At 67.9% G+C, this 18,209-nt stretch carries 18 protein-coding genes; 5 read left to right on the forward strand and 13 right to left on the reverse strand.

Annotated features, from left to right (window positions below):
* Positions 1–233 precede the first annotated feature (233 nt).
* The gene (locus I6I07_RS14750) at positions 234–458 is read right to left on the reverse strand and encodes a YdcH family protein (protein WP_006390670.1); all 225 of its coding nucleotides are present in this window, start codon (positions 456–458) and stop codon (positions 234–236) included.
* 257 nt (positions 459–715) lie between these two features.
* On the opposite strand from I6I07_RS14750, the gene I6I07_RS14755 reads away from it, so the two are divergent.
* On the forward strand, positions 716–1,861 hold the full coding sequence (locus I6I07_RS14755; protein WP_198487203.1) for a sterol desaturase family protein: 1,146 nt from the start codon (positions 716–718) through the stop codon (positions 1,859–1,861).
* A gap of 11 nt (positions 1,862–1,872) precedes the next feature.
* Here I6I07_RS14755 and I6I07_RS14760 read toward each other — a convergent pair whose 3' ends face one another.
* From I6I07_RS14760 to I6I07_RS14780, 5 genes are all read right to left on the reverse strand, one after another.
* A complete protein-coding gene (locus I6I07_RS14760; protein WP_420094579.1) occupies positions 1,873–2,601 on the reverse strand; it encodes an anti-sigma factor in 729 nt (242 codons plus the stop codon).
* Positions 2,598–3,167 carry a sigma-70 family RNA polymerase sigma factor gene (locus tag I6I07_RS14765; protein ID WP_198487205.1) on the reverse strand — a complete coding sequence of 190 codons (570 nt, stop codon included), beginning with the start codon at positions 3,165–3,167 and terminating at the stop codon, positions 2,598–2,600. Before I6I07_RS14765 ends, I6I07_RS14760 begins: the two co-directional genes overlap by 4 nt.
* A 98-nt stretch (positions 3,168–3,265) precedes the next feature.
* Entirely contained in the window at positions 3,266–3,829 is a 564-nt protein-coding gene (locus I6I07_RS14770) for a DUF3455 domain-containing protein (protein WP_198487206.1), read from the reverse strand.
* 145 nt (positions 3,830–3,974) lie between these two features.
* The gene (locus I6I07_RS14775) at positions 3,975–4,946 is read right to left on the reverse strand and encodes a LysR substrate-binding domain-containing protein (protein ID WP_198487207.1); all 972 of its coding nucleotides are present in this window, start codon (positions 4,944–4,946) and stop codon (positions 3,975–3,977) included.
* A gap of 99 nt (positions 4,947–5,045) precedes the next feature.
* Entirely contained in the window at positions 5,046–5,981 is a 936-nt protein-coding gene (locus tag I6I07_RS14780) for an AraC family transcriptional regulator (protein ID WP_198487208.1), read from the reverse strand.
* A 314-nt stretch (positions 5,982–6,295) separates the two neighbouring features.
* On the opposite strand from I6I07_RS14780, the gene I6I07_RS14785 reads away from it, so the two are divergent.
* The 3 genes from I6I07_RS14785 to I6I07_RS14795 all read left to right on the forward strand — a co-directional run bounded on the left by I6I07_RS14785 (position 6,296) and on the right by I6I07_RS14795 (position 8,940).
* Positions 6,296–7,342 (forward strand): aldo/keto reductase, encoded by a 1,047-nt coding sequence (locus tag I6I07_RS14785; protein ID WP_198487209.1) that lies wholly within the window; start codon positions 6,296–6,298, stop codon positions 7,340–7,342.
* A 137-nt stretch (positions 7,343–7,479) separates the two neighbouring features.
* Positions 7,480–8,172, forward strand: a complete 693-nt coding sequence (locus tag I6I07_RS14790) for a hypothetical protein (protein WP_198487210.1) — start codon at positions 7,480–7,482, stop codon at positions 8,170–8,172.
* A 9-nt stretch (positions 8,173–8,181) separates the two neighbouring features.
* Positions 8,182–8,940, forward strand: a complete 759-nt coding sequence (locus I6I07_RS14795) for a YoaK family protein (protein WP_006390661.1) — start codon at positions 8,182–8,184, stop codon at positions 8,938–8,940.
* A gap of 24 nt (positions 8,941–8,964) precedes the next feature.
* On the opposite strand, the gene I6I07_RS14800 is transcribed toward I6I07_RS14795, so the two are convergent.
* The 3 genes from I6I07_RS14800 to I6I07_RS14810 all read right to left on the reverse strand — a co-directional run bounded on the left by I6I07_RS14800 (position 8,965) and on the right by I6I07_RS14810 (position 11,350).
* Positions 8,965–9,774 (reverse strand): hypothetical protein, encoded by an 810-nt coding sequence (locus I6I07_RS14800; RefSeq protein WP_198487211.1) that lies wholly within the window; start codon positions 9,772–9,774, stop codon positions 8,965–8,967.
* 75 nt (positions 9,775–9,849) lie between these two features.
* Positions 9,850–10,554, reverse strand: coding sequence for a tetratricopeptide repeat protein (locus tag I6I07_RS14805; protein ID WP_198487212.1), 705 nt, complete (start codon positions 10,552–10,554; stop codon positions 9,850–9,852).
* Positions 10,555–10,804: 250 nt separating this feature from the next.
* Positions 10,805–11,350, reverse strand: a complete 546-nt coding sequence (locus I6I07_RS14810; protein ID WP_198487213.1) for a fasciclin domain-containing protein — start codon at positions 11,348–11,350, stop codon at positions 10,805–10,807.
* 344 nt (positions 11,351–11,694) lie between these two features.
* Between I6I07_RS14810 and I6I07_RS14815 the strand changes: the two genes are divergently transcribed.
* Positions 11,695–12,354 (forward strand): thiopurine S-methyltransferase, encoded by a 660-nt coding sequence (locus tag I6I07_RS14815; protein ID WP_198487214.1) that lies wholly within the window; start codon positions 11,695–11,697, stop codon positions 12,352–12,354.
* Between the two features lie 79 nt (positions 12,355–12,433).
* Here the strand turns inward: I6I07_RS14815 and I6I07_RS14820 are convergent, their stop codons facing one another.
* The 4 genes from I6I07_RS14820 to I6I07_RS14835 all read right to left on the reverse strand — a co-directional run bounded on the left by I6I07_RS14820 (position 12,434) and on the right by I6I07_RS14835 (position 17,938).
* Positions 12,434–13,033, reverse strand: a complete 600-nt coding sequence (locus I6I07_RS14820) for a hypothetical protein (RefSeq protein ID WP_198487215.1) — start codon at positions 13,031–13,033, stop codon at positions 12,434–12,436.
* A 227-nt stretch (positions 13,034–13,260) separates the two neighbouring features.
* Complete coding sequence (gene acnB, locus I6I07_RS14825) at positions 13,261–15,852, reverse strand: bifunctional aconitate hydratase 2/2-methylisocitrate dehydratase (protein ID WP_198487216.1); 2,592 nt, start codon at positions 15,850–15,852, stop codon at positions 13,261–13,263.
* A gap of 312 nt (positions 15,853–16,164) precedes the next feature.
* Positions 16,165–17,064: an FxLYD domain-containing protein gene (locus tag I6I07_RS14830; protein WP_198487217.1), complete on the reverse strand. Its 900-nt coding sequence runs from the start codon at positions 17,062–17,064 to the stop codon at positions 16,165–16,167.
* On the reverse strand, positions 17,054–17,938 hold the full coding sequence (locus tag I6I07_RS14835; protein ID WP_198487218.1) for an FxLYD domain-containing protein: 885 nt from the start codon (positions 17,936–17,938) through the stop codon (positions 17,054–17,056). The genes I6I07_RS14830 and I6I07_RS14835 overlap by 11 nt, the downstream gene beginning before the upstream one ends.
* Positions 17,939–18,209 lie beyond the last annotated feature (271 nt).

An 18,209-nucleotide genomic window follows, 5' to 3' on the forward strand; every position in this document is an offset into this window, starting at 1 on the left:
TTCAGCTTAATGTCAGCAAGCGCGTTGAAAAGGACGGCGCCTGCGGAGGGCGGGGGGCGCATGGCGATCGACGGGGGACGGGGACTACCGGATCCTGTTGCCGGACCCATTCACCCATTGAGCGGTTTGATGATGGAAACTCGGACTGAGTGATGGGCGCTGGCGCGGGACGTGGGCAACAAAAAGGCGCCCCGTAGATGGGCGCCTTGTGGCGGGGGGGCCTTGAAGCCAGGCTAGCCGGCGTCCTGGTCCGCCGCGCGCAGCAAGCTGTAAAGCTTGTCCTTGAGCAGCAGTTTTTCCTTTTTCAGGACTTCGACGTTGGTGTCCGAGGCCGGCACGATGCCCGCCTCCATGTTCTTGATTTCCTGGTCCAGGTCGTTGTGGCGCTGGAACAGGGCGGAGAAATGTCCGTTTTCGGCTTTCAGGCGGGTAATCAGTTGGCGGTACTCAGGGAACATGACGGCCTCTTGCGTGATCCGGTTGAAGGGGGGCTGCGCGGGGCCGGCGGGCCGGCCCGTAATTGAGCTGTCGGTTCCATGACATCGCAATGGCCCGTCAAAGTCAACCCGCCGCGCCCGCGGCGGCGCGCGGGAATTGACGCGGCGCAAGGGCGTCGCGGCCGGAGATCGCCTGGTCTCATCTCCTCACGTTTATTTACATGGCTTTCAAAGACCGGGGATACACTCGCTTCCCCGTGGTCTGCCATAAAAAAGAAATGAATCAGCGTGCGCCCATCCATCGCCGGGTCCTGGAATTGTTCAAGCAGGACGGCCGCATCCACCCGGGGACCGGGATGATCACCGGCGTGATCGCGCTGTTCCTGGCGATCCTGTCGGTCCTGGGCGTCCTGGCATTCCATTTCCCGGCGTACCTGACGACGCCCGAACTGCGCACCTTCTACACCGTCGACGCGATGCGCACGCTGCTGTTCGCGGCCTTGCTGGCGTCCGGCACCATCGCCCTGACCAACATCGTGTTCGGCCGCCAGCGCTGGCTCAACATCGTCGCGTTCGTGCTGGTGTGCGGCGCGGTCGCCGCCGGCGGCAGCCAGGTGGTGGTGACCACGTCCAATACCGGCCACCATCCCTACCTGGGCCTGGACTGGTTCATCCTCGACCTGCTGGCCTCCAGCACCGTGTTCATCATCTTCGAAAAGCTGTTCCCGCTGTATCCGGGCCAACCGGTGTTCCGCGGCGAGTGGCAGGTGGACATGAAGCACTTCCTGTTCAACCACCTGTCGGTGGGCGCGGTGCTGCTGTGCATCAACTTCTTCGTGCACCGGCTGTTCTCGTGGGCCGCCTACGAGCCGCTGCAGCAGGCGATCCAGTCGCTGCCGTATCTGGCCGAGCTGTTCGTGGCGGTGCTGGTGGCCGACCTGGTGCAGTACGCCGCGCATCGGGCGTATCACGAGGTGCCGTTCCTGTGGCGCATCCACGCGGTGCACCACAGCACCCGCACGCTCGACTGGCTGGCCGGCTCGCGCCTGCACATCGTCGAGCTGCTGATCACGCGGGTGGCGGTGCTGGGCGTGCTGTTCGCGCTGGGCTTTTCCAAGCCGGTGCTGGATGCCTACATCATCATCGTCGGCTTCCAGGCGGTGCTGATCCATTCGAACGTCAAGCTGCCGTGGGGCTGGCTGCGCTACATCATCGTGACGCCGGACTTCCACCACTGGCACCACTCGTCCGACACCGAGGCGATCGACAGGAACTACGCGGCCCACCTGTCGTTCATCGACTACCTGTTCGGCACCGCGGTGCGCGGCACGGGCAAGCGGCTGCCGGAAAACTACGGCATCCTCGACAACGACATGCCCGGCACGTTCCTGGCGCAGCAGGCCTACCCCTTCCGCAAGAAATAGGTCGGCTGGCGCTACATCATCTTGACCGCACGGCCGATGAACTGGATCGGTCCGGTGGGCCTGCCGATCGGAGAACCGGTGGCGGGTTCCAGCGTCAGTTCGAACAGCTGATTGGGTTCCAGCGGCGGCAAGGCATCCAGCGGGATGCGCACCGGCTCGCCGGGCTTGACCAGGCCCAGGGACACCGGAGCGGACCAGCCGTCGGCCTTGGTCCAGAATTCCAGGGCGCGGTCCGGCGGCACCTGTACGGCGGCAATCGGGACCAGCTGCACGTCGTGCCGTCCGGCCTGGGCCTGTATCACCCAACCCGGCGCCTGCGACTGCGGCGCCACCAGCACCACCATGTATTGCGTGGCCGCGGGCGTCGAGAGCGGACGCAGCGCCAGGGCGACCGTCAGGGTCAGCGCCGCGGCCAGGCCGCAGGCGGCCGCGCCGCGCCAGAACGACAGACTGTCCCAGAGTCCGGCGCGCGTTCGCCGGGGCTTGCGGGCGGGCGCGACCTGGCCGGCGTCCAGCGTGGCCGCGATGCGCGGCCAGAGGCCGGGCGACGGGTCGATCGGCGTTGTCAGGTCGGCCAGCGGCAGCAGCCGCGCTTCCCAGCGGTCGACCGCGGCGCGCAGCGCGGCGTCGTGCTCCAGGCGGGCCTCGACTTCGCGCCGGCGAGCGCCAGGCAAGGTGCCCAGCACGTATTCGCCGGCCAGTTCGTCCAGGCCCTCCGGTGTCGTGGGCAGCGCGCTCATGCCAGACATTCCTTCAGCGCTTTCAGGCTGCGCTTGATCCAGGCCTTGACGGTGCCCAGGGGGGCGCCGATACGCTGCGCGATCTCGCTTTGCGACAGGCCCTCGACGTAGGCGTGCAGCAGGCAGTTGCGACGCACCGGCTCCAGTTGTTCCAGGCACGGGCCGATGCGGCCGGCGCTGTCGCGCCATTCGAAGGCGTCGTGCGTGTCGTGCCAGGCCTGCATCGAGTCACGGATATCCAGGGCCGCCGCGGTGTCTTCGTCCATGCCGGTTTCGTGCCGGCTGTCGCGCACGGCGTTCAGGGCCAGGTTGCGGGCGATGCTATAGAGCCAGCCGCGCGCCGAACCCCGCGTGGCGTCAAAGCCGGCGGCTCGCTTCCAGATATTGACGAAGGCGTCGTGCACGATGTCTTCGGCGCGAGCGCGGTCGCGCAGGATGCGCTGGGCCACGCCGAGCAGGCGCGGGCCCTCTTGCCGATACAGCGCCTCGAGCGCCGCGCGGCGGCCCGCGGCGCACTCCTTGAGAGCCGCTTCGTAATCGAAATCCGGGGCGGGGCGATGCGGCATGAGCGCGGGCCTGGCGACGGTGAGTACGGACCCGGGCCAGGCCCGGGCGGTGTGACTGCATATTACCGGAGTCCGCCCGCCTGCCAAGCCGTGCCGTGTCAGTCCGCCTTCCAGAAAATGTAGTCGGCCTGGTAGGCCACCTGGCTGCGCTGGCCCAGGGTGGCGGTCGTGCACGGCGTCTGCGGCGCCACGCCGCCCTTGAGCGCCGTGCGCTGGATATAGGCCACGCCCGTCAGGGCGCCCGCGCCCATGGCGGGATTGGCCTTGACCAATTGATAGGGCAGGTTGCCCGCGCCGGCCGGGGCCACCGCGACCTGGGTGCCGGTCAGCTTGGAGCCGTCCGCCGCTTCCCAGGTGGCGGGAGGGCCGTAGTACGTGCCGACCTGCTTGCCCTGGCGGTCGTTCAGGACGGCCTTCGGACCGGCGAAAACCCACTCGGCCTGGTCTTTCGCTTCGGCCTTGGCGCGGCACTCGTAGGTGATTTCACCCGAGCCCACGGTCTCCCAGGCCACTTTGTGGCCACCGGGCACGCGGACGTCGGCGGGCAGGGCGTCTTGCGAGTACGCCATGGCCTGGGAGGCGCCGAGCGTGCCGCACGCGGCCAGGACGGTGGCGGCGAACAGGCCGGCGCCAGAGTGGCGGAGGGGAAGGCGAGTATTCATGAGCGGTCTCCTGCGGGTAGGGGATCTGTCTGCAACGACACGCGGAATGCGCGCCGTTGCAGGTACTACACGCGGGAGACCGATTCGGATGCAGGCGGGCCGGATTTTTTTTGAAGGGGCGACGGGTCCGGCAGTAATGGTGTCCCTATTTGTCGGAGACGGCGTGACGCGGTGCGATGGCCTGGGGGCAATGGCGCCGTTGCGCGTCGGCCTCCAGGCTGACGATGTGGTGATACTGGTCCGCCATGAAATCCAGCAGTTCGCGCACCGCCGGCAGCAGTCCCCGGCGCGATGGAAAGACCGCGTGCACGTTGCCCTGTTCGGGCTGCCAGGGGCCGCCCACGTTCACCAGGCGCCCGGCGTCGAGCTCTTCATGGACCATCAGCAGCGGCAGGGCCACGATGCCCACGCCGCGCAGCGCCGCCTGCTTGAGCGCCAGCATGTCGTCCGTCACCAGCCTGGGCGAGAACGGCACCTCGACGCGCGCGCCATTGGCATCGTCCAGCTTCCAGCGGCATTCGCGCTGTTCGACGCCCAGCGCCAGCGTCGGCATCTGGCCGAGCCGCTGCGGATCGGCGCCCGCGGGCAGGCTCCGGGCCAGTTCGGGGCTGGCCACCAGGCATTGGCGGCCGACGCCCAGGTGCTTCATGACCAGGTCGCTGCTCTCGATGGCGCCGAAGCGCACCCTGACCGCGAGGTCGTAGCCCTCGCGCAGCACATCCACGGGACGGCTGAAGCTTTTCAGGTAGACGTGCACCTTGGGGCACTTCTCCATGAACCGCGCCACCACGTCGCCCAGGAAGTAGTAGATCAGCGCGGGCGGCGCGCTCATGCGGATGGTGCCCTGCGGTTCGGCGTGGGTGCGGTCGATGACGTCCTGCGCCGCTTCGGCGCCCGCCAGCATGGACAGGCATTGCTCGAAATACTCCTGGCCCAGTTCGGTGACGGCGAAGGTGCGCGTCGAACGCTGGATCAGCCGCACGCCGAGCCGTTCTTCCAGCAGCGCGATGCGCCGGCTGAGGCGGGACTTGGGGATGTCCAGGGCGCGTCCGGCCGGCGCGAAGCCGCCGTTGCGCACGACTTGCACGAAGTAGTAGAGATCGTTCAGGTCTTGCATGGGCGCGCCGGCCTCCGCGATGGGCAATCCCCAAGCATATCGCCGATCGCGGCCGAGCCGGCCGTCGCCACGTGATGGCGGCGGCCGCGCGCCGGAGGATCAGGCAGCCGCCAGCGCCTCGTCCTTCCAGCGCTGCTTGTCGCGCAGGGGCGGGGTGCCGAACAGGCGGCTGTATTCGCGGCTGAACTGCGACGAGCTTTCGTAGCCCACGGCGTGCGCCGCCAGCGCCACGCCGGCGTCGTCGGTCAGCATCAGCCGGCGCGCCTCCTGCAACCGCAGGTGCTTCTGGTACTGCAGCGGGCTCATCGCGGTGGCCTGCTTGAAGTGATGGTGCAGCGACGACACGCTCATGTGGACGTCGCGGGCGATTTCCTCGACCCGCAGCGGCAGGGCGTAGTTGTCGCGCAGGATGCGGATGGCCTTGGCGACGCGGTTGAGCTGGCTGTCCTGCAGCACGGTCTGGCGCAGCACCACGCCCTGGCCGTTCATCAGCAGGCGGTAAAGCAGCTCGCGCTTGATCATGGGCGCCAGGATCGGGATGTCGCGCGGCGTGTCCAGCAGCCGCAGCAGGCGCAGCATCACGTCCAGCAGCGTGCCGCCCAGCGGGTTGATGCACAGCGCGCGCGAGGATTCGGCCGGCACCAGTGGCGGCAGGTTCTCGTCGCTGATCAGCTCGGTGATCTCTTCGGGATTCAGGTCCAGCCGCAGGCCCAGGTAGGGCAGGGTCGGGCTGGCCACGGACACCTTGGCCACCACCGGCAGGTCGACCGACGAGATCAGGTAGTGGAAGGGGTCGTACTCGTAGGTCTCCTCGCCGATCAGCAGCCGCTTGGAGCCTTGGGCGATGACCGCCAGCGCGGCCTTCTGCAGGCCGGGCTTGGGGCCGGTCGGCTGTGACAGGCGATGCAGGTAGAGGCCCTCGACGGGCGTGTCGAGGGAACCTTCCAGCGTGCCGGTCATGCGTTCCAGCAGGCACAGCAGTTCGTGCCGGGCGGGCTCGAAGACGGGATTGGGAGTGTGGTCGGCGGGAGGCATGGGCGGGCTCCGGGCAAGGCGGCCTTGCGCGCGCGTGGCGCGGGCCGCCGGAGAATCAGGCGATGTCGAGTGTAGACCCAGTCAGCACTCGCGCGGGGGCGTGCCGGGTGGGGTGCGGAGGAATAGGCAAAAAATGCGGAGGATCGGGCGCGTCTCGCGCCCGGCGGCGCGATGGCCAGAGAATCGGGCAAAAAAAGGGCAGGATCGAGCATCCATCCGCCGGCGCCGGCGACGCATACTGTTTTCACCCCGGCCATGCCGGCGCCGCCCATCCCGGGACGGCCGCCGCGCCGCGCCCAGGAAGGAGTGCAATGATGCGGTACAAGAAATTCGGTAGCACCGGCCTGTTCGTCTCGGAACTGTGCCTGGGCACGATGACCTTCGGCGGCGAAGGCGAGCTGTGGAGCAAGATCGGCGCCCTGCAGCAGGAAGACGCCAACCGCCTGGTGGGACGGGCGCTGGAAGCGGGCGTCAATTTCATCGACACGGCGGACGTGTATTCGGAGGGCCGCTCCGAAGTCATCACCGGCCAGGCCCTGCGCGACCTGAAGGTGGCGCGCGACGATGTCGTCATCGCCACCAAGGTGTTCGGCCAGACCGGCGCGGGCGTCAACGCCCGGGGCAATTCGCGCGTCCACATCATGGAGGGCGTCAAGAAGAGCCTGGCGCGCCTGCAGCTGGACCATATCGACCTCTACCAGATCCATGGTTTCGATCCGGCCACGCCGATCGAGGAAACCGTGCGCGCGCTCGACAACCTGGTGCAGCATGGCCACGTGCGCTACGTCGGCGTGTCCAACTGGGCGGCCTGGCAGATCATGAAGGCGCTGGGCATCGCCGAGCGCCTGGGCCTGGCGCGCTTCGAGTCGCTGCAGGCCTACTACACCATCGCCGGGCGCGACCTGGAGCGCGAGATCGTGCCCCTGCTGCAAAGCGAGGGCGTTGGCCTGATGGTGTGGAGCCCGCTGGCCGGCGGCTTGCTCAGCGGTAAGTACAGCCGCGACGGCCAGGCCGCGGCCGGCGACCGTCGCGCCCAATTCGACTTTCCGCCGGTCAACCGCGAGCGCGCCTTCGACAGCATCGACGCCTTGCGCCAGGTGGCCGACGCGCGCGGCGTGTCGGTGGCGCAGGTGGCGCTGGCCTGGCTGCTGCACCAGAAGGCGGTCACCAGCGTCATCATCGGCGCCAAGCGCGTCGATCAGCTCGACGACAACCTGGCGGCCACGGCGATCCGCCTGACGGCCGAAGAACTGGCGGCGCTGGACCAGGTGAGCGCCCTGCCGCCCGAGTATCCGGGCTGGATGTTCACGCGCCAGGGCGAGTTCCGCCGCAAGCAGCTGAGCGAGTCCGACGCAGCGTGAGGGGACGGGGACTCGGACCGAGAAAGGCCGGCGGTGGCGGCAAGCCTCGCCGGCCAGGGCGATGAGGCGGGTAGAATCCAGGAACCGGGCGCGGCCCGTTCGCCGGCCGCGCTGCCCTTTTTCCGGGAGTTCCCGCTATGAAGCGCTATGCGCGCGCCGCCGGCCTGGCGCTGGTCATCATGATGGTTGCCGGCGCTGGCACCGCCTCGGCGGCGGCCAAGCCGTCTTTCGATTGCGCCCGCGCCAAGAGCGGCGCCGAGAAAGCGATTTGCGGCGATCCCGAGCTGGCGGCGCTGGACGTCAGCATCGCCCAGCGCTTCGGCAAGGCGCGCCACGCCTACGATGACGCCACCGCCAAGATATTCTCGACCGAACAATGGCTGTTCAATGGCGTTCGCGACCAGTCCTACGAGCGCCCCTTCAATAACCCGACCGGCGCGGCCGAGCTGGCCGAACGGCTGGCGGACCGCGACAAGTTCCTCGCGTCGCTCGAACTGACGCCCCGCAACGGCTTCGAGGGCCAATGGGGCAATTATGGTGGCCAGCTCAAGGTCGTGCGGCAGGCGGACGGCAGCCTGTTCGCCGAAGTCTCGGCGGCGGATCCCTACAACGCCCGCTGGCTGTGCGATATGTCGGGCAAGGCCGAGGCGCGTGGCGATACCCTGGTGGTCCACGAAAAGGATGCGCCCGGCTGGACGCTGGTGCTGCGCCGCAAGGGCGCGGGCCTGGTGGCCGAGGAGGCGCGGCCGGCGGGCGACAAGAGCGGCGATCCCACGCCCAGCTGCGGCTCGGGCGGCTCCATGGACGGCACCTATTTCGCCGTGCACTAGCGCGCCGCCGTGGCCATCCCCTTCCTGCGCCAGCTCACCGCGGTCAGCCGCACGCCGCAGGCCAACCGGCGGCTGGCGTATTTCCTGACGTTCATCGCGGGGGCCGTCAACGCGGGCGGTTTCCTGGCCGTGCAGCAGTACACCTCGCACATGTCGGGCATCGTCTCGATGATCGCCGACCACATGGTGCTGGGCGGCCTGGCCGTGGTGGTCCAGGGACTGGCCGCGCTGCTGTCGTTCGTGGCGGGGGCGGCCACCTCGGCCTCGCTGATCAATTTCGGCCGGCGCACGCACCTGGCCAGCGAATTCGCCCTGCCGCTGATGGTCGAGGCGGTGCTGCTGCTGGCCTTCGGCCTGCTGGGGGCGAACCTGGAGAACCTGCGCTGGTTCTACGTGCCGGGCACCGTGATGCTGCTGTGCTACATCATGGGCCTGCAGAACGCGATGATCACCAAGGTGTCCAAGTCCGAGATCCGCACGACCCACGTGACCGGCATGGTTACCGACATCGGCATCGAACTGGGCAAGCTGTTCTACTGGAACCTGGCGCACGAAGACAAGGCCGGCACACCGCCCGTGCGGGCCGACCGCGGCAAGCTGATCGTGCTGAGCACGCTGGTCACGCTGTTCTTCGCCGGTGGCGTGACGGGCGCCTATTCCTTCTTCCACTACGGCTTCGGTTCGACCCTGCCGCTGGCGCTGTTCCTGATGGTGCTGGCGGCGGTGCCGGTGGCCGACGACATCCGCCATTTCTTCGCGCGTCCGTAGCGCGCCCGCCGCACGGCGCGCGGTTCAGGCCTTGGCGTGTGCCAGCACTACCTGCAGCGCTGCCGCCGTCTGCCAATGCAGTTTTTCCAGGCGCGCATCCGTGGCGGGATCGGTGATGGCGCGGCCATCGGCGCCCACCGGATAGGGTTTGCCCAGCAGCCGCGCCATGTCGATCTGGTAGTAGCTGCTGTCGCCATACGGGCGCTTGCCGTCGATGAAGGGCATCGGCCAGAACGCGTCGCCCTCGCGCAGCACCGCGGCCAGTTCGCCCGGGCCGGCCTCGCGCCAGTTCGCCGCGCGCAACAGCGTCAGGTGCTCGCGCCGCAGTTCGAAGCGGCCCTGCGCATCGACGCCGCTGTCGGGAAAATCGAAGGCCTCGCGCCGTTGCGGCGGCACCGCATAGCGGCCGGGCGCCAGGCCGCCGATGTCGCGCACATAGGCCGGCACCAGCCGGCACACTTCCGCCAGGCGCCGCGTCGCCAGGCTTCGGTCGGATGTGCCCAGCAATGTCATCGCCGTGGCGATCGTGTCCTTGCCGCTCAGCGGCCGTTCGAATTCGATGCCGGGCGCGCCGGATTCCACGGGAATCCAGATCACGCCCAGTCCGCGCATCAGCCTGGCGTGGTCCGCGCCATAGCGCAGGCTGGCCAGATTTGCCCGGAATACCTGGCGCATGATGGCGTCCCGTTCATTCGGCGCCGTGGCGCCCGCGGCCGACGCGATGCGCAGCGGGGCGCAGGCCAGCGCCGCCATTGCCAGCGTCAGCGCGCGCCGCGGCGCAGCGGCGATGGCAGGTTGCGTGGCGGGCGTTGGCTCAGGCGGCGTGCGGGACATGGGGGTGGACTCCTGTGTCGATGGGGGCTTGCGTGTCGCGGCAAGGCGAGTCGGCAAATGTTGAAGGAAACGGCGCTAGCGCGGCAACGACGCCAGCTCGGCGGCCGCGCGCGAATAGCCGGGTTGCAGCCGCAGCGCCGCCTCGTAGCTGGCGCGGGCGTCGGCCTGGCGACCCAGCCGCCGCAGCAGCATGCCCTGGTTGGTCAGTATCTGGGCGCTGGGCGGTGTCGCCGCCACCGCCCGTTCATACGCCTTGAGGGCTTGCGCGGTGTGGTCCAGTCCATCGAGCAGGGCGGCTTCCAGGTTCAGGCCGATGCTCCACTGCGGATAGCGCGTCGTCAGGGCCCGCGTCGTGGCCAGCGCATTGGGCAGGTCGCGCAGTTCGGCCTGGACGCCGGCCTTGTTCACATAGAACCAGCGATTGTCCGGATTCAGCCGGATCGCCTCGTCGAACCGTTCGAGCGCCGCGGCGGGCTGACCGTTGACGGATTGCAGCTTGCCCAGGAAGTTCCTGACGTCGGCATTGGCCGGATCGCGCTGCGACAGGGCTTCGGCGATGCGCTGCGCCTGCGCCGGGTCGTTGGCGCGCAGCGCGGCAGAGATCTGCTGGTTCATCTCCTGCAGCGGCGCCGGCCATTGCTGGATGCGGGCGCGCAAGGCGGCGCTCTCGGCGGCCAGTTCTGCGCGGTAGGCGTTGTCGAATTCCAGCGGCGCCTGCGCCTGCGCGCGGGCGGCGGCGGGGGCCGTTACAAGCAGCGCGGCCAACAGGCCGCGGATCACGGGCCCGACATGCAGCCGGCGGGCGAACCGGTCCGCCAGCCATGCCGCGGCGAGCCGCCAGCCGGGCGACAATCGGAAAGGACGATGTGGCGTTGCGATCATGAGGGGCGGAAGCAGGGGGCCAGGGCCCCCTACGATATCCCGAAACTGCGCCAACGCTCGCCAGCACGGAAAAGCCCGGCATCATCGCCGGGCCGTTCCGTATCCCCCGAAGCCCTGGCCTCGCGGCCCGGCAGGCGGGGCGAAGGGCTTACTTGGGCATGAGCACGCTGTCGACCACATGGATCACGCCGTTGGACTGGTAGACGTCGTAGGTGCTGATGTTGGCGACGCCGCCTTTCTCGTCCTTGACGATGAGGTTGTGCTTGCCGTTCATCATCACCCACAGCTTGCCGCCGCTGGCGGTGGTCAGCTCGGTGACGCCGACCTTCCTGGCCTTGGCGGCCAGCGCGTCGAAGTCCAGCTTGCCGGGGACCACGTGGTACGTCAGGATCTTGGTCAGGGTGGCCTTGTTCTCGGGCTTGACCAGGGTGTCGACCGTGCCCGCCGGCAGCTTGGCGAAGGCGGCGTTGGTGGGCGCGAACACCGTGAACGGACCCTTGCCCTGCAGCGTGTCCACCAGACCGGCGGCCTTGACCGCGGCCACCAGGGTGGTGTGGTCGGCGGAGTTGACCGCGTTGGCGACGATGGTCTTGCCGGGCATCATCGGTTGGCCGCCGACCATGACATCGGCGGCATAGGTGGGCGACAGGGTCAGGGCGGAGCAGGCGATGGCAATCGAAGCTAGCAATTTCATGACGATCTCCTTTTTGGTTGGCCGTCGCTAGCAGATACGGGGCTGCCCGCCGTCTGGATGCATCCGATGACCTGGAGCAAACCCTAGGTCGGCGCGATCGCCCGGCGCCGGCGTGCGCGGGCCCGATGCCCGGATTGCCAGGATCACTACAATGGGAGGACCGGTACCCGACCGGGACGTCACCCCGCCGGGCATCGGTAAACACGCCTTTCGGGCGCTTGTTCGCAACGTAGTTCCGGCCGCGGACGGGTAGCATCCGAGAGAGTGATTGCCAGGCCGCGCACCGGCGCGCGGCGCTGCCGCGAATCACGCGATTCGCTATTTTCCGGAGGATAAGAACAAACATGGACGCGGAATTCTGGTTGGAACGCTGGCGCGACGGGCGCACGCACTTTCATCAAACACGAGTGACGCCGCTGCTGCAGAAATACTGGCCGACACTCTCGGTGCCCGCGGGCGGCAAGGTACTGGTGCCGCTGTGCGGCAAATCCCTCGACATGGTCTGGCTGGCGGCGCAAGGCTTCCAGGTGCTGGGCGTGGAACTGTCGCAACTGGCGGTCGAGCAGTTCTTCGTCGAGAACGAGCTCAAGCCGGTGGTCCAGGAAAGCGCCTATGGCAGGCACTACGTGGCGGGCAACATCGAGATCATCTGCGGCGACATCTTCAAGCTGGATGCGCCGCTGTTGTCGCACTGCGTCGGCGCGTATGACCGCGCGGCGCTGGTTGCCCTGCCGGTGGAGATGCGCGGCGAGTACGTGCGCCATGTCTACGGGCAACTGTCGCCCGGCTATCGCGGCCTGCTGATCACGCTGGACTATCCGCAGGAAGAGATGGACGGGCCGCCGTTCGCGGTGGTGGACGCCGAGATGCGCGCGCTGTTCAGCGGCGTCTCGCCAGCGGTCATCATCGACCGCCGCGACATCCTGACCAAGGAACCCAAGTTCGCCGAGCGCGGCGTGAGCCGGCTCGACACGGTCGTCTACCGGCTGGGCGTGCAGGCCTGAGGCTGGCTGGGGCGGCGCGTCGATGCCGCCCGCCCGGGCCTGGCGACCTGCCGCCAGGCTTCGCGCCAGGGACGCCGGTTCAGAAGAACCAGCCGCCGCGGGTCAGGTCCTTTTCGCAGCTCTTGTACTGGCTGGCGAATTTGTCGGCGCGCGCCTGCACTTTCTTCGACACCGTCTTGAGCCACGCCTTGCGGTCATAGCTGCGGTTGCGGTAGCCGGTCCAGCCCTCGTGGTAGTTCAGGTACTGGCCGTAGGCGTCCGACTTGGAGATGCCGTTCAGGCGCTGGCTCTTGTTCATGTACCAGCCCATGAAGTCCAGCGCGTCGGCGAAGTTGTCGCGGCTGGAGCCCCAACCGCCGGCATCCTTCTTGTAGTCGTCCCAGGTCTCGTCCTTGGCCTGCGCGTAGCCGTAGGCGGAACTGACGCGGCCCCACGGGATGATGCCCAGGAAGTAATAGCGCGGCGGCACCGCGTCCTGCTTGAAGCTGGACTCCTGGTACATCATCGCCATCGGCACCTGCACCGGGGCGCCCCATTTCTTCTGCACCTTGAGCGCGGCATCGTGCCAGTCCGGCTTCTCGCGGAAGATGGCGCAGATGTTCTCCGGATTCGAGGGCGGGGCGGTGGCGCAGCCGGCAAGCGCGGCCAGCAGCGGCAGCGGCATCAAGAGCCGTGTCATTGGCGGTCTTCTCCTGGTGCCGGCGGCGCGGCGGTTACGTCTTGTTTGTCACGGTTTGCAGTGATTGTATGAAAACGTATCGGTGGAAAAGTTCCGCCCCCGATTTTTTTATCGCGCCGGGCGGGGCAGGGGGAATTCCAGAGGCCGTTTGCCGCGTTGCCGCCACCAATGAAAACGGCCCCGGATCGCTCCGGGGCCGTGTTACAGGCGTGCCTGCGTGGCGAGGATTACACCTCGATCACGTCCGCCACGTCCTTGTAGTCGGCGATCTTGTCGAAGTTCAGGTACTGGTAGATCTGGTCGCTGCTCTTGTTGATGACGCCCATGTCGGCCATGTACTCGTCCTTGGTCGGGATGCGGCCCAGCTTCGAGCAGATCGCGGCCAGTTCGGCCGAACCCAGGTACACGTTGGTGTTCTTGCCCAGGCGGTTCGGGAAGTTGCGGGTGCTGGTGGACATCACCGTCGCGCCTTCACGGACCTGCGCCTGGTTGCCCATGCACAGCGAGCAGCCCGGCATTTCGGTGCGGGCGCCGGCCGTGCCGAACACGCCGTAGTGGCCTTCCTCGGTCAGTTGCGTGGCATCCATCTTGGTGGGCGGGGCCACCCACAGCTTGACCGGGATGTCGCGCTTGCCTTCGAGCAGCTTGGACGCCGCGCGGAAGTGGCCGATGTTGGTCATGCAGCTGCCGATGAACACTTCGTCGATCTTGGCGCCGGCGACTTCCGACAGCGTCTTGACGTCGTCCGGGTCGTTCGGGCAGGCCACGATGGGCTCGTGCACGTCGGCCAGGTCGATCTCGATGACGGCGGCGTATTCGGCGTCGGCGTCCGGTTCCAGCAGCTGGGGATTGGCCAGCCAGGCTTCCATCGCCTTGATGCGGCGGCCCAGCGTGCGCTCGTCTTCGTAGCCGTTGGCGATCATCCACTTGAGCATCACGATGTTGCTGTTGATGTACTCGATGATCGGTTCCTTGTTCAGGCGCACCGAGCAGCCGGCGGCCGAACGCTCGGCCGAGGCGTCCGACAGTTCGAAGGCTTGTTCGACCTTCAGGTCGGGCAGGCCTTCGATTTCGAGGATGCGGCCGGAGAAGATGTTCTTCTTGCCTTGCTTGGCGACCGTCAGCAGGCCGGCCTTGATGGCGTACAGCGGGATCGCGTTGACCAGGTCACGCAGGGTGACGCCGGGCTGCAGCTTGCCCTTGAAGCGCACCAGCACCGATTCCGGCATGTCCAGCGGCATCACGCCGGTGGCGGCGGCGAAGGCGACCAGGCCCGAACCGGCCGGGAACGAGATGCCGATGGGGAAGCGGGTGTGCGAGTCGCCGCCGGTGCCGACGGTGTCGGGCAGCAGCATGCGGTTGAGCCACGAGTGGATCACGCCGTCGCCCGGACGCAGCGAGACGCCGCCGCGGGTGCTGATGAACTCGGGCAGCGTGTGGTGCGTCTTGACGTCCACGGGCTTGGGATAGGCGGCGGTGTGGCAGAACGACTGCATCACCAGGTCGGCCGAGAAGCCCAGGCAGGCCAGGTCCTTGAGCTCGTCGCGGGTCATGGGGCCGGTGGTGTCCTGGCTGCCGACCGAGGTCATCTTCGGTTCGCAGTAGGTGCCCGGGCGGATGCCGCGGCCTTCCGGCAGGCCGCAGGCGCGGCCGACCATCTTCTGGGCCAGCGAGAAGCCCTTGCCGGTGTCGGCCGGGTCCTTGGGCAGGCGGAACAGCGTCGACGGGGCCAGGCCCAGCGCTTCACGCGCCTTGGCGGTCAGGCCGCGGCCGATGATCAGCGGAATGCGGCCGCCGGCGCGCACTTCGTCGAACAGCACGTCGGACTTCACTTCGAATTCGGCGATGACTTCGCCGTTCTTGATGGCCTTGCCGTCATAGGGGCGCAGCTCGACCACGTCGCCCATTTCCATCTGGGAAACGTCGAGTTCGATCGGCAGGGCGCCAGCGTCTTCCATGGTGTTGTAGAAGATCGGGGCGATCTTGTTGCCCAGGCACACGCCGCCGAAACGCTTGTTCGGCACGAAGGGGATGTCTTCGCCGGTGAACCACAGCACCGAGTTGGTGGCCGACTTGCGCGAGGAGCCGGTGCCGACCACGTCGCCGACGTAGGCGACCAGGTGGCCCTTGTCCTTGAGCGACTCGATGAACTTGACCGGGCCGCGCTTGCCGTCTTCTTCCGGTTCGAACGCGGCGCCGTCGCGCTTGTTCTTGAGCATCGCCAGGGCGTGCATCGGGATGTCGGGGCGGGTGGTGGCGTCCGGGGCCGGCGACAGGTCGTCGGTGTTGGTTTCGCCAGGCACCTTGAAGACCGTGATGGTCAGGCTCTCGGGCAGTTCCGGGCGGCTGGTGAACCATTCGGCGTCGGCCCAGCTCTGCATCACGGACTTGGCGTTGGCATTGCCCTTGTCGGCCTTTTCCTTGACGTCATGGAAGGCGTCGAACATCAGCAGGGTCTTTTTCAGGGCGTCGGCGGCGATCGTGCCGATTTCCTTGTCGTCGAGCAGTTGGACCAGCGGGCCAATGTTGTAGCCGCCCAGCATGGTGCCGAGCAGTTCAGTCGCCTTGGCGCGGCTGATCAGGGCACAAGCTTCGGTGCCCAGGGCCACGGCGGCCAGATACGAGGCCTTGACCTTGGCGGCATCATCCACGCCGGCCGGAACACGGTGGGTCAGCAGTTCGACCAGATTCTGCTCTTCGCCCGCGGGCGGGTTCTTCAGCAGTTCGATCAGTTCAGCGGTTTGTTTTGCCGTCAGGGGCAGCGGGGGAATCCCCAGAGCCGCGCGTTCGGCAACGTGTTGGCGGTAAGTATCCAGCATGTTGAGGCCTGCTTAAAGTCGGGTTGGAAGAAGGGTTGTCGCCAGAATTGTAGAGGGAAGAGGGGGGCGCTAGCAAATGTCTTATATCTTATATAAGACTTGAGTCGATAGGCGTTGTCTGCGGGCCACGCCGGGGCGCCGCCGGGCGTGGAATGGGGCGGTCTTGTGGGGGTGAAAACGGGGTCGATTCGGTGGCCGGCACCCCGGCGCGAGGAGGCGGAGGACGCTGCGACAGGCTCCGCGCCCGCGTTCGGGCAGAAGGAGCCTGTGGTGAAGCCGTGAGGACTGCCGGGCGGGCGCCCGGCGGAGAGATCAGTTGGCCTTGGCGTCGTACACCACGCCCACGCGGGCGAAGTTCGCGCCGTACTGCTTGACGTCCAGCTGGAACGGGGCGCTCTCGCCCGGCTTCAGCTTGGGCAGGCGCAGCTCCGAATAGCGCGCGCCGGTCAGCTTGTCCTGCGCGTCATAGAGGCTGACCCAGACCTTCACGTTGTCGATTTCGGCGCTGTCGTTGTTGCGCACCCGGCCATGCACCGTGACGTACTTGTAGCGGTAGCGGTAGGTGAAATTCAGCGTGCCGGTGCCGATGCCGGCCTCGGTGTTCTCGACGCTGATGTCCAGCGCCGGCCGGGTGCCGGGCAGGGCCGCGCGCTTGGCCGGTTTCCAGTCGGTCTTGACCTCGGAAAAGCGCTCGAAGTTCTCGCCGTTCAGCAGCACCGGAATGCGCTCGCCGGGGTACAGCATGGCCGGCAGCGACCATTCCTGGCGCAGCCGCAGGGCGCGCGAGCCATCGAACACCGAGATCTCCATGCCCGGCGACAGCGCCACGTACTTGTCGCTGCGGTTGACCACCTCGGCCAGCAGCAGCGGGCGCTCGATCTCGTCCAGCAGGCGGCGCGGGGCCGACAAGGTCAGCGAGGCCGGGTCGAACAGGGCGAAGTCCGGGTCCAGCAATTCGGCCGTGGTCAGCCGCACCTGGTCGATGATGCGCGGGTTGGCGGGGCTGACGCGCACGATGCGGCTGGCGGGGCCTTCGGGCGCCGGCGCCGCGGCGGCAGGCGCCGGCGCGGCCTGGGCCGCCTTGGGCGCGTCCCGGGGCAGCAGGCCGTTGTACTTGGCCAGGGCGTAGCCGCCAGCGGCGAGGATGATCAGCACCAGCCCGGCCCGGGCGGGCCGCGACAGGGGCCGCGCGGGGGAACGGTCAGCCTTCACTTTGCACCATGTAATCGTAGGAGCCGACCTTGCCTTCGGCCAGCATGTCGCAGCGCACGTCGAACGAGGTCAGCGCGCCGGGGGCGAGCGGACTGGCCGAGCCGTAGCCGTTGCCGGTGCCGATCAGCTTGCCGTCCTCGCCGTACAGCATCACCGTCACCTGGGTGCTGCTGGCGGCGACCGCGCCCTTGTTGCGCAGCAGGCCGACCAGGCGGTAGGCGCCATCGTTGCGCACCAGCTGCACCTTGTCGGCGGCGACATCGCGGGCGCTGCTGTTCGCCAGCGACGGCGTGGCCGGCTTCAGCACGTAGCGGCTGTAGGCGGTGTCGGGCAGGGAGATCGTCACCGGGGTGTATTCGCCGGGCAGCAGCGTGCGCGCCATCGGCGAGCCCGAGGTGGACGACAGTGTCAGTTCGCCCTGGTAGAACGTGGCGGTGACGCGCGGCGCATCGATCTTCTTGCCGGTCTCGTTGCGCATCAGCATCACCAGCTGGTTGCGGCCGCGCGCGCGCACTTCCTGCACGTCCGTCAGCTTGACCAGCGTGGCGTCGATGGGCGGCGGAGCGGCGCGCGAGGGTGAGCGGGTCGACGAACCGCTATTGAACAGCGTGGCGGTGAGCGGCACCAGGATCGCGGCCAGCACCACCAGCACGATGGCGATGATCGCGCCCGGCTGCAATTTGGCGGCGGGCGCCGGCTGCTGCATGCCGCGCAGGATCTTCTCCAGGCGCTGGGCGACATTGTCCTCGACCAGGGTGACGGCGTGGCAATGGCTGCACTGGTATTCGTTGGTATCCAGCTTGGTGAACTGCGCGCTGCCGCAAGTCGAGCAGGTCAACGTCACTGTATTGATCGTGGTCTGTTGGGGTGTCATGCGAGAGGGCGGGCGCGCCGCGTCCGGGGCGGCGCCGGGATGGCGCGGCCGGGCCGGGCGTGGCTGGCTTACTGGGCGGCAAGGATAGCGGCGGCGCGCCGGCGGCGGGGTGCATGAGCGCATCTGATTATTACGAAATGTATGCGAAGGCCCGCGAGCGCGCGGGGCCCGGTGCTATGATCGCCGGCGTTCCAAGCCCCTTGAATACGCCGTTCCCCAGTCGTTCCGCTCCTGGCCGCGATCCCTCGCGGCGGGGCCGAGCCGAGGCAGG

Origin of the sequence: Achromobacter deleyi (assembly GCF_016127315.1) — a bacterium.
Lineage (GTDB): Bacteria > Pseudomonadota > Gammaproteobacteria > Burkholderiales > Burkholderiaceae_B > Achromobacter > Achromobacter insuavis_A.

Coding starts and splice junctions, on each gene's coding strand:
- I6I07_RS14750 (WP_006390670.1), bottom strand. CDS start 458: ATGTTCCCTGAGTACCGCCAACTGATTACCCGCCTGAAAGCCGAAAAC.
- I6I07_RS14755 (WP_198487203.1), top strand. CDS start 716: ATGAATCAGCGTGCGCCCATCCATCGCCGGGTCCTGGAATTGTTCAAG.
- I6I07_RS14760 (WP_420094579.1), bottom strand. CDS start 2,601: ATGAGCGCGCTGCCCACGACACCGGAGGGCCTGGACGAACTGGCCGGC.
- I6I07_RS14765 (WP_198487205.1), bottom strand. CDS start 3,167: ATGCCGCATCGCCCCGCCCCGGATTTCGATTACGAAGCGGCTCTCAAG.
- I6I07_RS14770 (WP_198487206.1), bottom strand. CDS start 3,829: ATGAATACTCGCCTTCCCCTCCGCCACTCTGGCGCCGGCCTGTTCGCC.
- I6I07_RS14775 (WP_198487207.1), bottom strand. CDS start 4,946: ATGCAAGACCTGAACGATCTCTACTACTTCGTGCAAGTCGTGCGCAAC.
- I6I07_RS14780 (WP_198487208.1), bottom strand. CDS start 5,981: ATGCCTCCCGCCGACCACACTCCCAATCCCGTCTTCGAGCCCGCCCGG.
- I6I07_RS14785 (WP_198487209.1), top strand. CDS start 6,296: ATGCGGTACAAGAAATTCGGTAGCACCGGCCTGTTCGTCTCGGAACTG.
- I6I07_RS14790 (WP_198487210.1), top strand. CDS start 7,480: ATGAAGCGCTATGCGCGCGCCGCCGGCCTGGCGCTGGTCATCATGATG.
- I6I07_RS14800 (WP_198487211.1), bottom strand. CDS start 9,774: ATGTCCCGCACGCCGCCTGAGCCAACGCCCGCCACGCAACCTGCCATC.
- I6I07_RS14810 (WP_198487213.1), bottom strand. CDS start 11,350: ATGAAATTGCTAGCTTCGATTGCCATCGCCTGCTCCGCCCTGACCCTG.
- I6I07_RS14815 (WP_198487214.1), top strand. CDS start 11,695: ATGGACGCGGAATTCTGGTTGGAACGCTGGCGCGACGGGCGCACGCAC.
- I6I07_RS14820 (WP_198487215.1), bottom strand. CDS start 13,033: ATGACACGGCTCTTGATGCCGCTGCCGCTGCTGGCCGCGCTTGCCGGC.
- acnB (WP_198487216.1), bottom strand. CDS start 15,852: ATGCTGGATACTTACCGCCAACACGTTGCCGAACGCGCGGCTCTGGGG.
- I6I07_RS14835 (WP_198487218.1), bottom strand. CDS start 17,938: ATGACACCCCAACAGACCACGATCAATACAGTGACGTTGACCTGCTCG.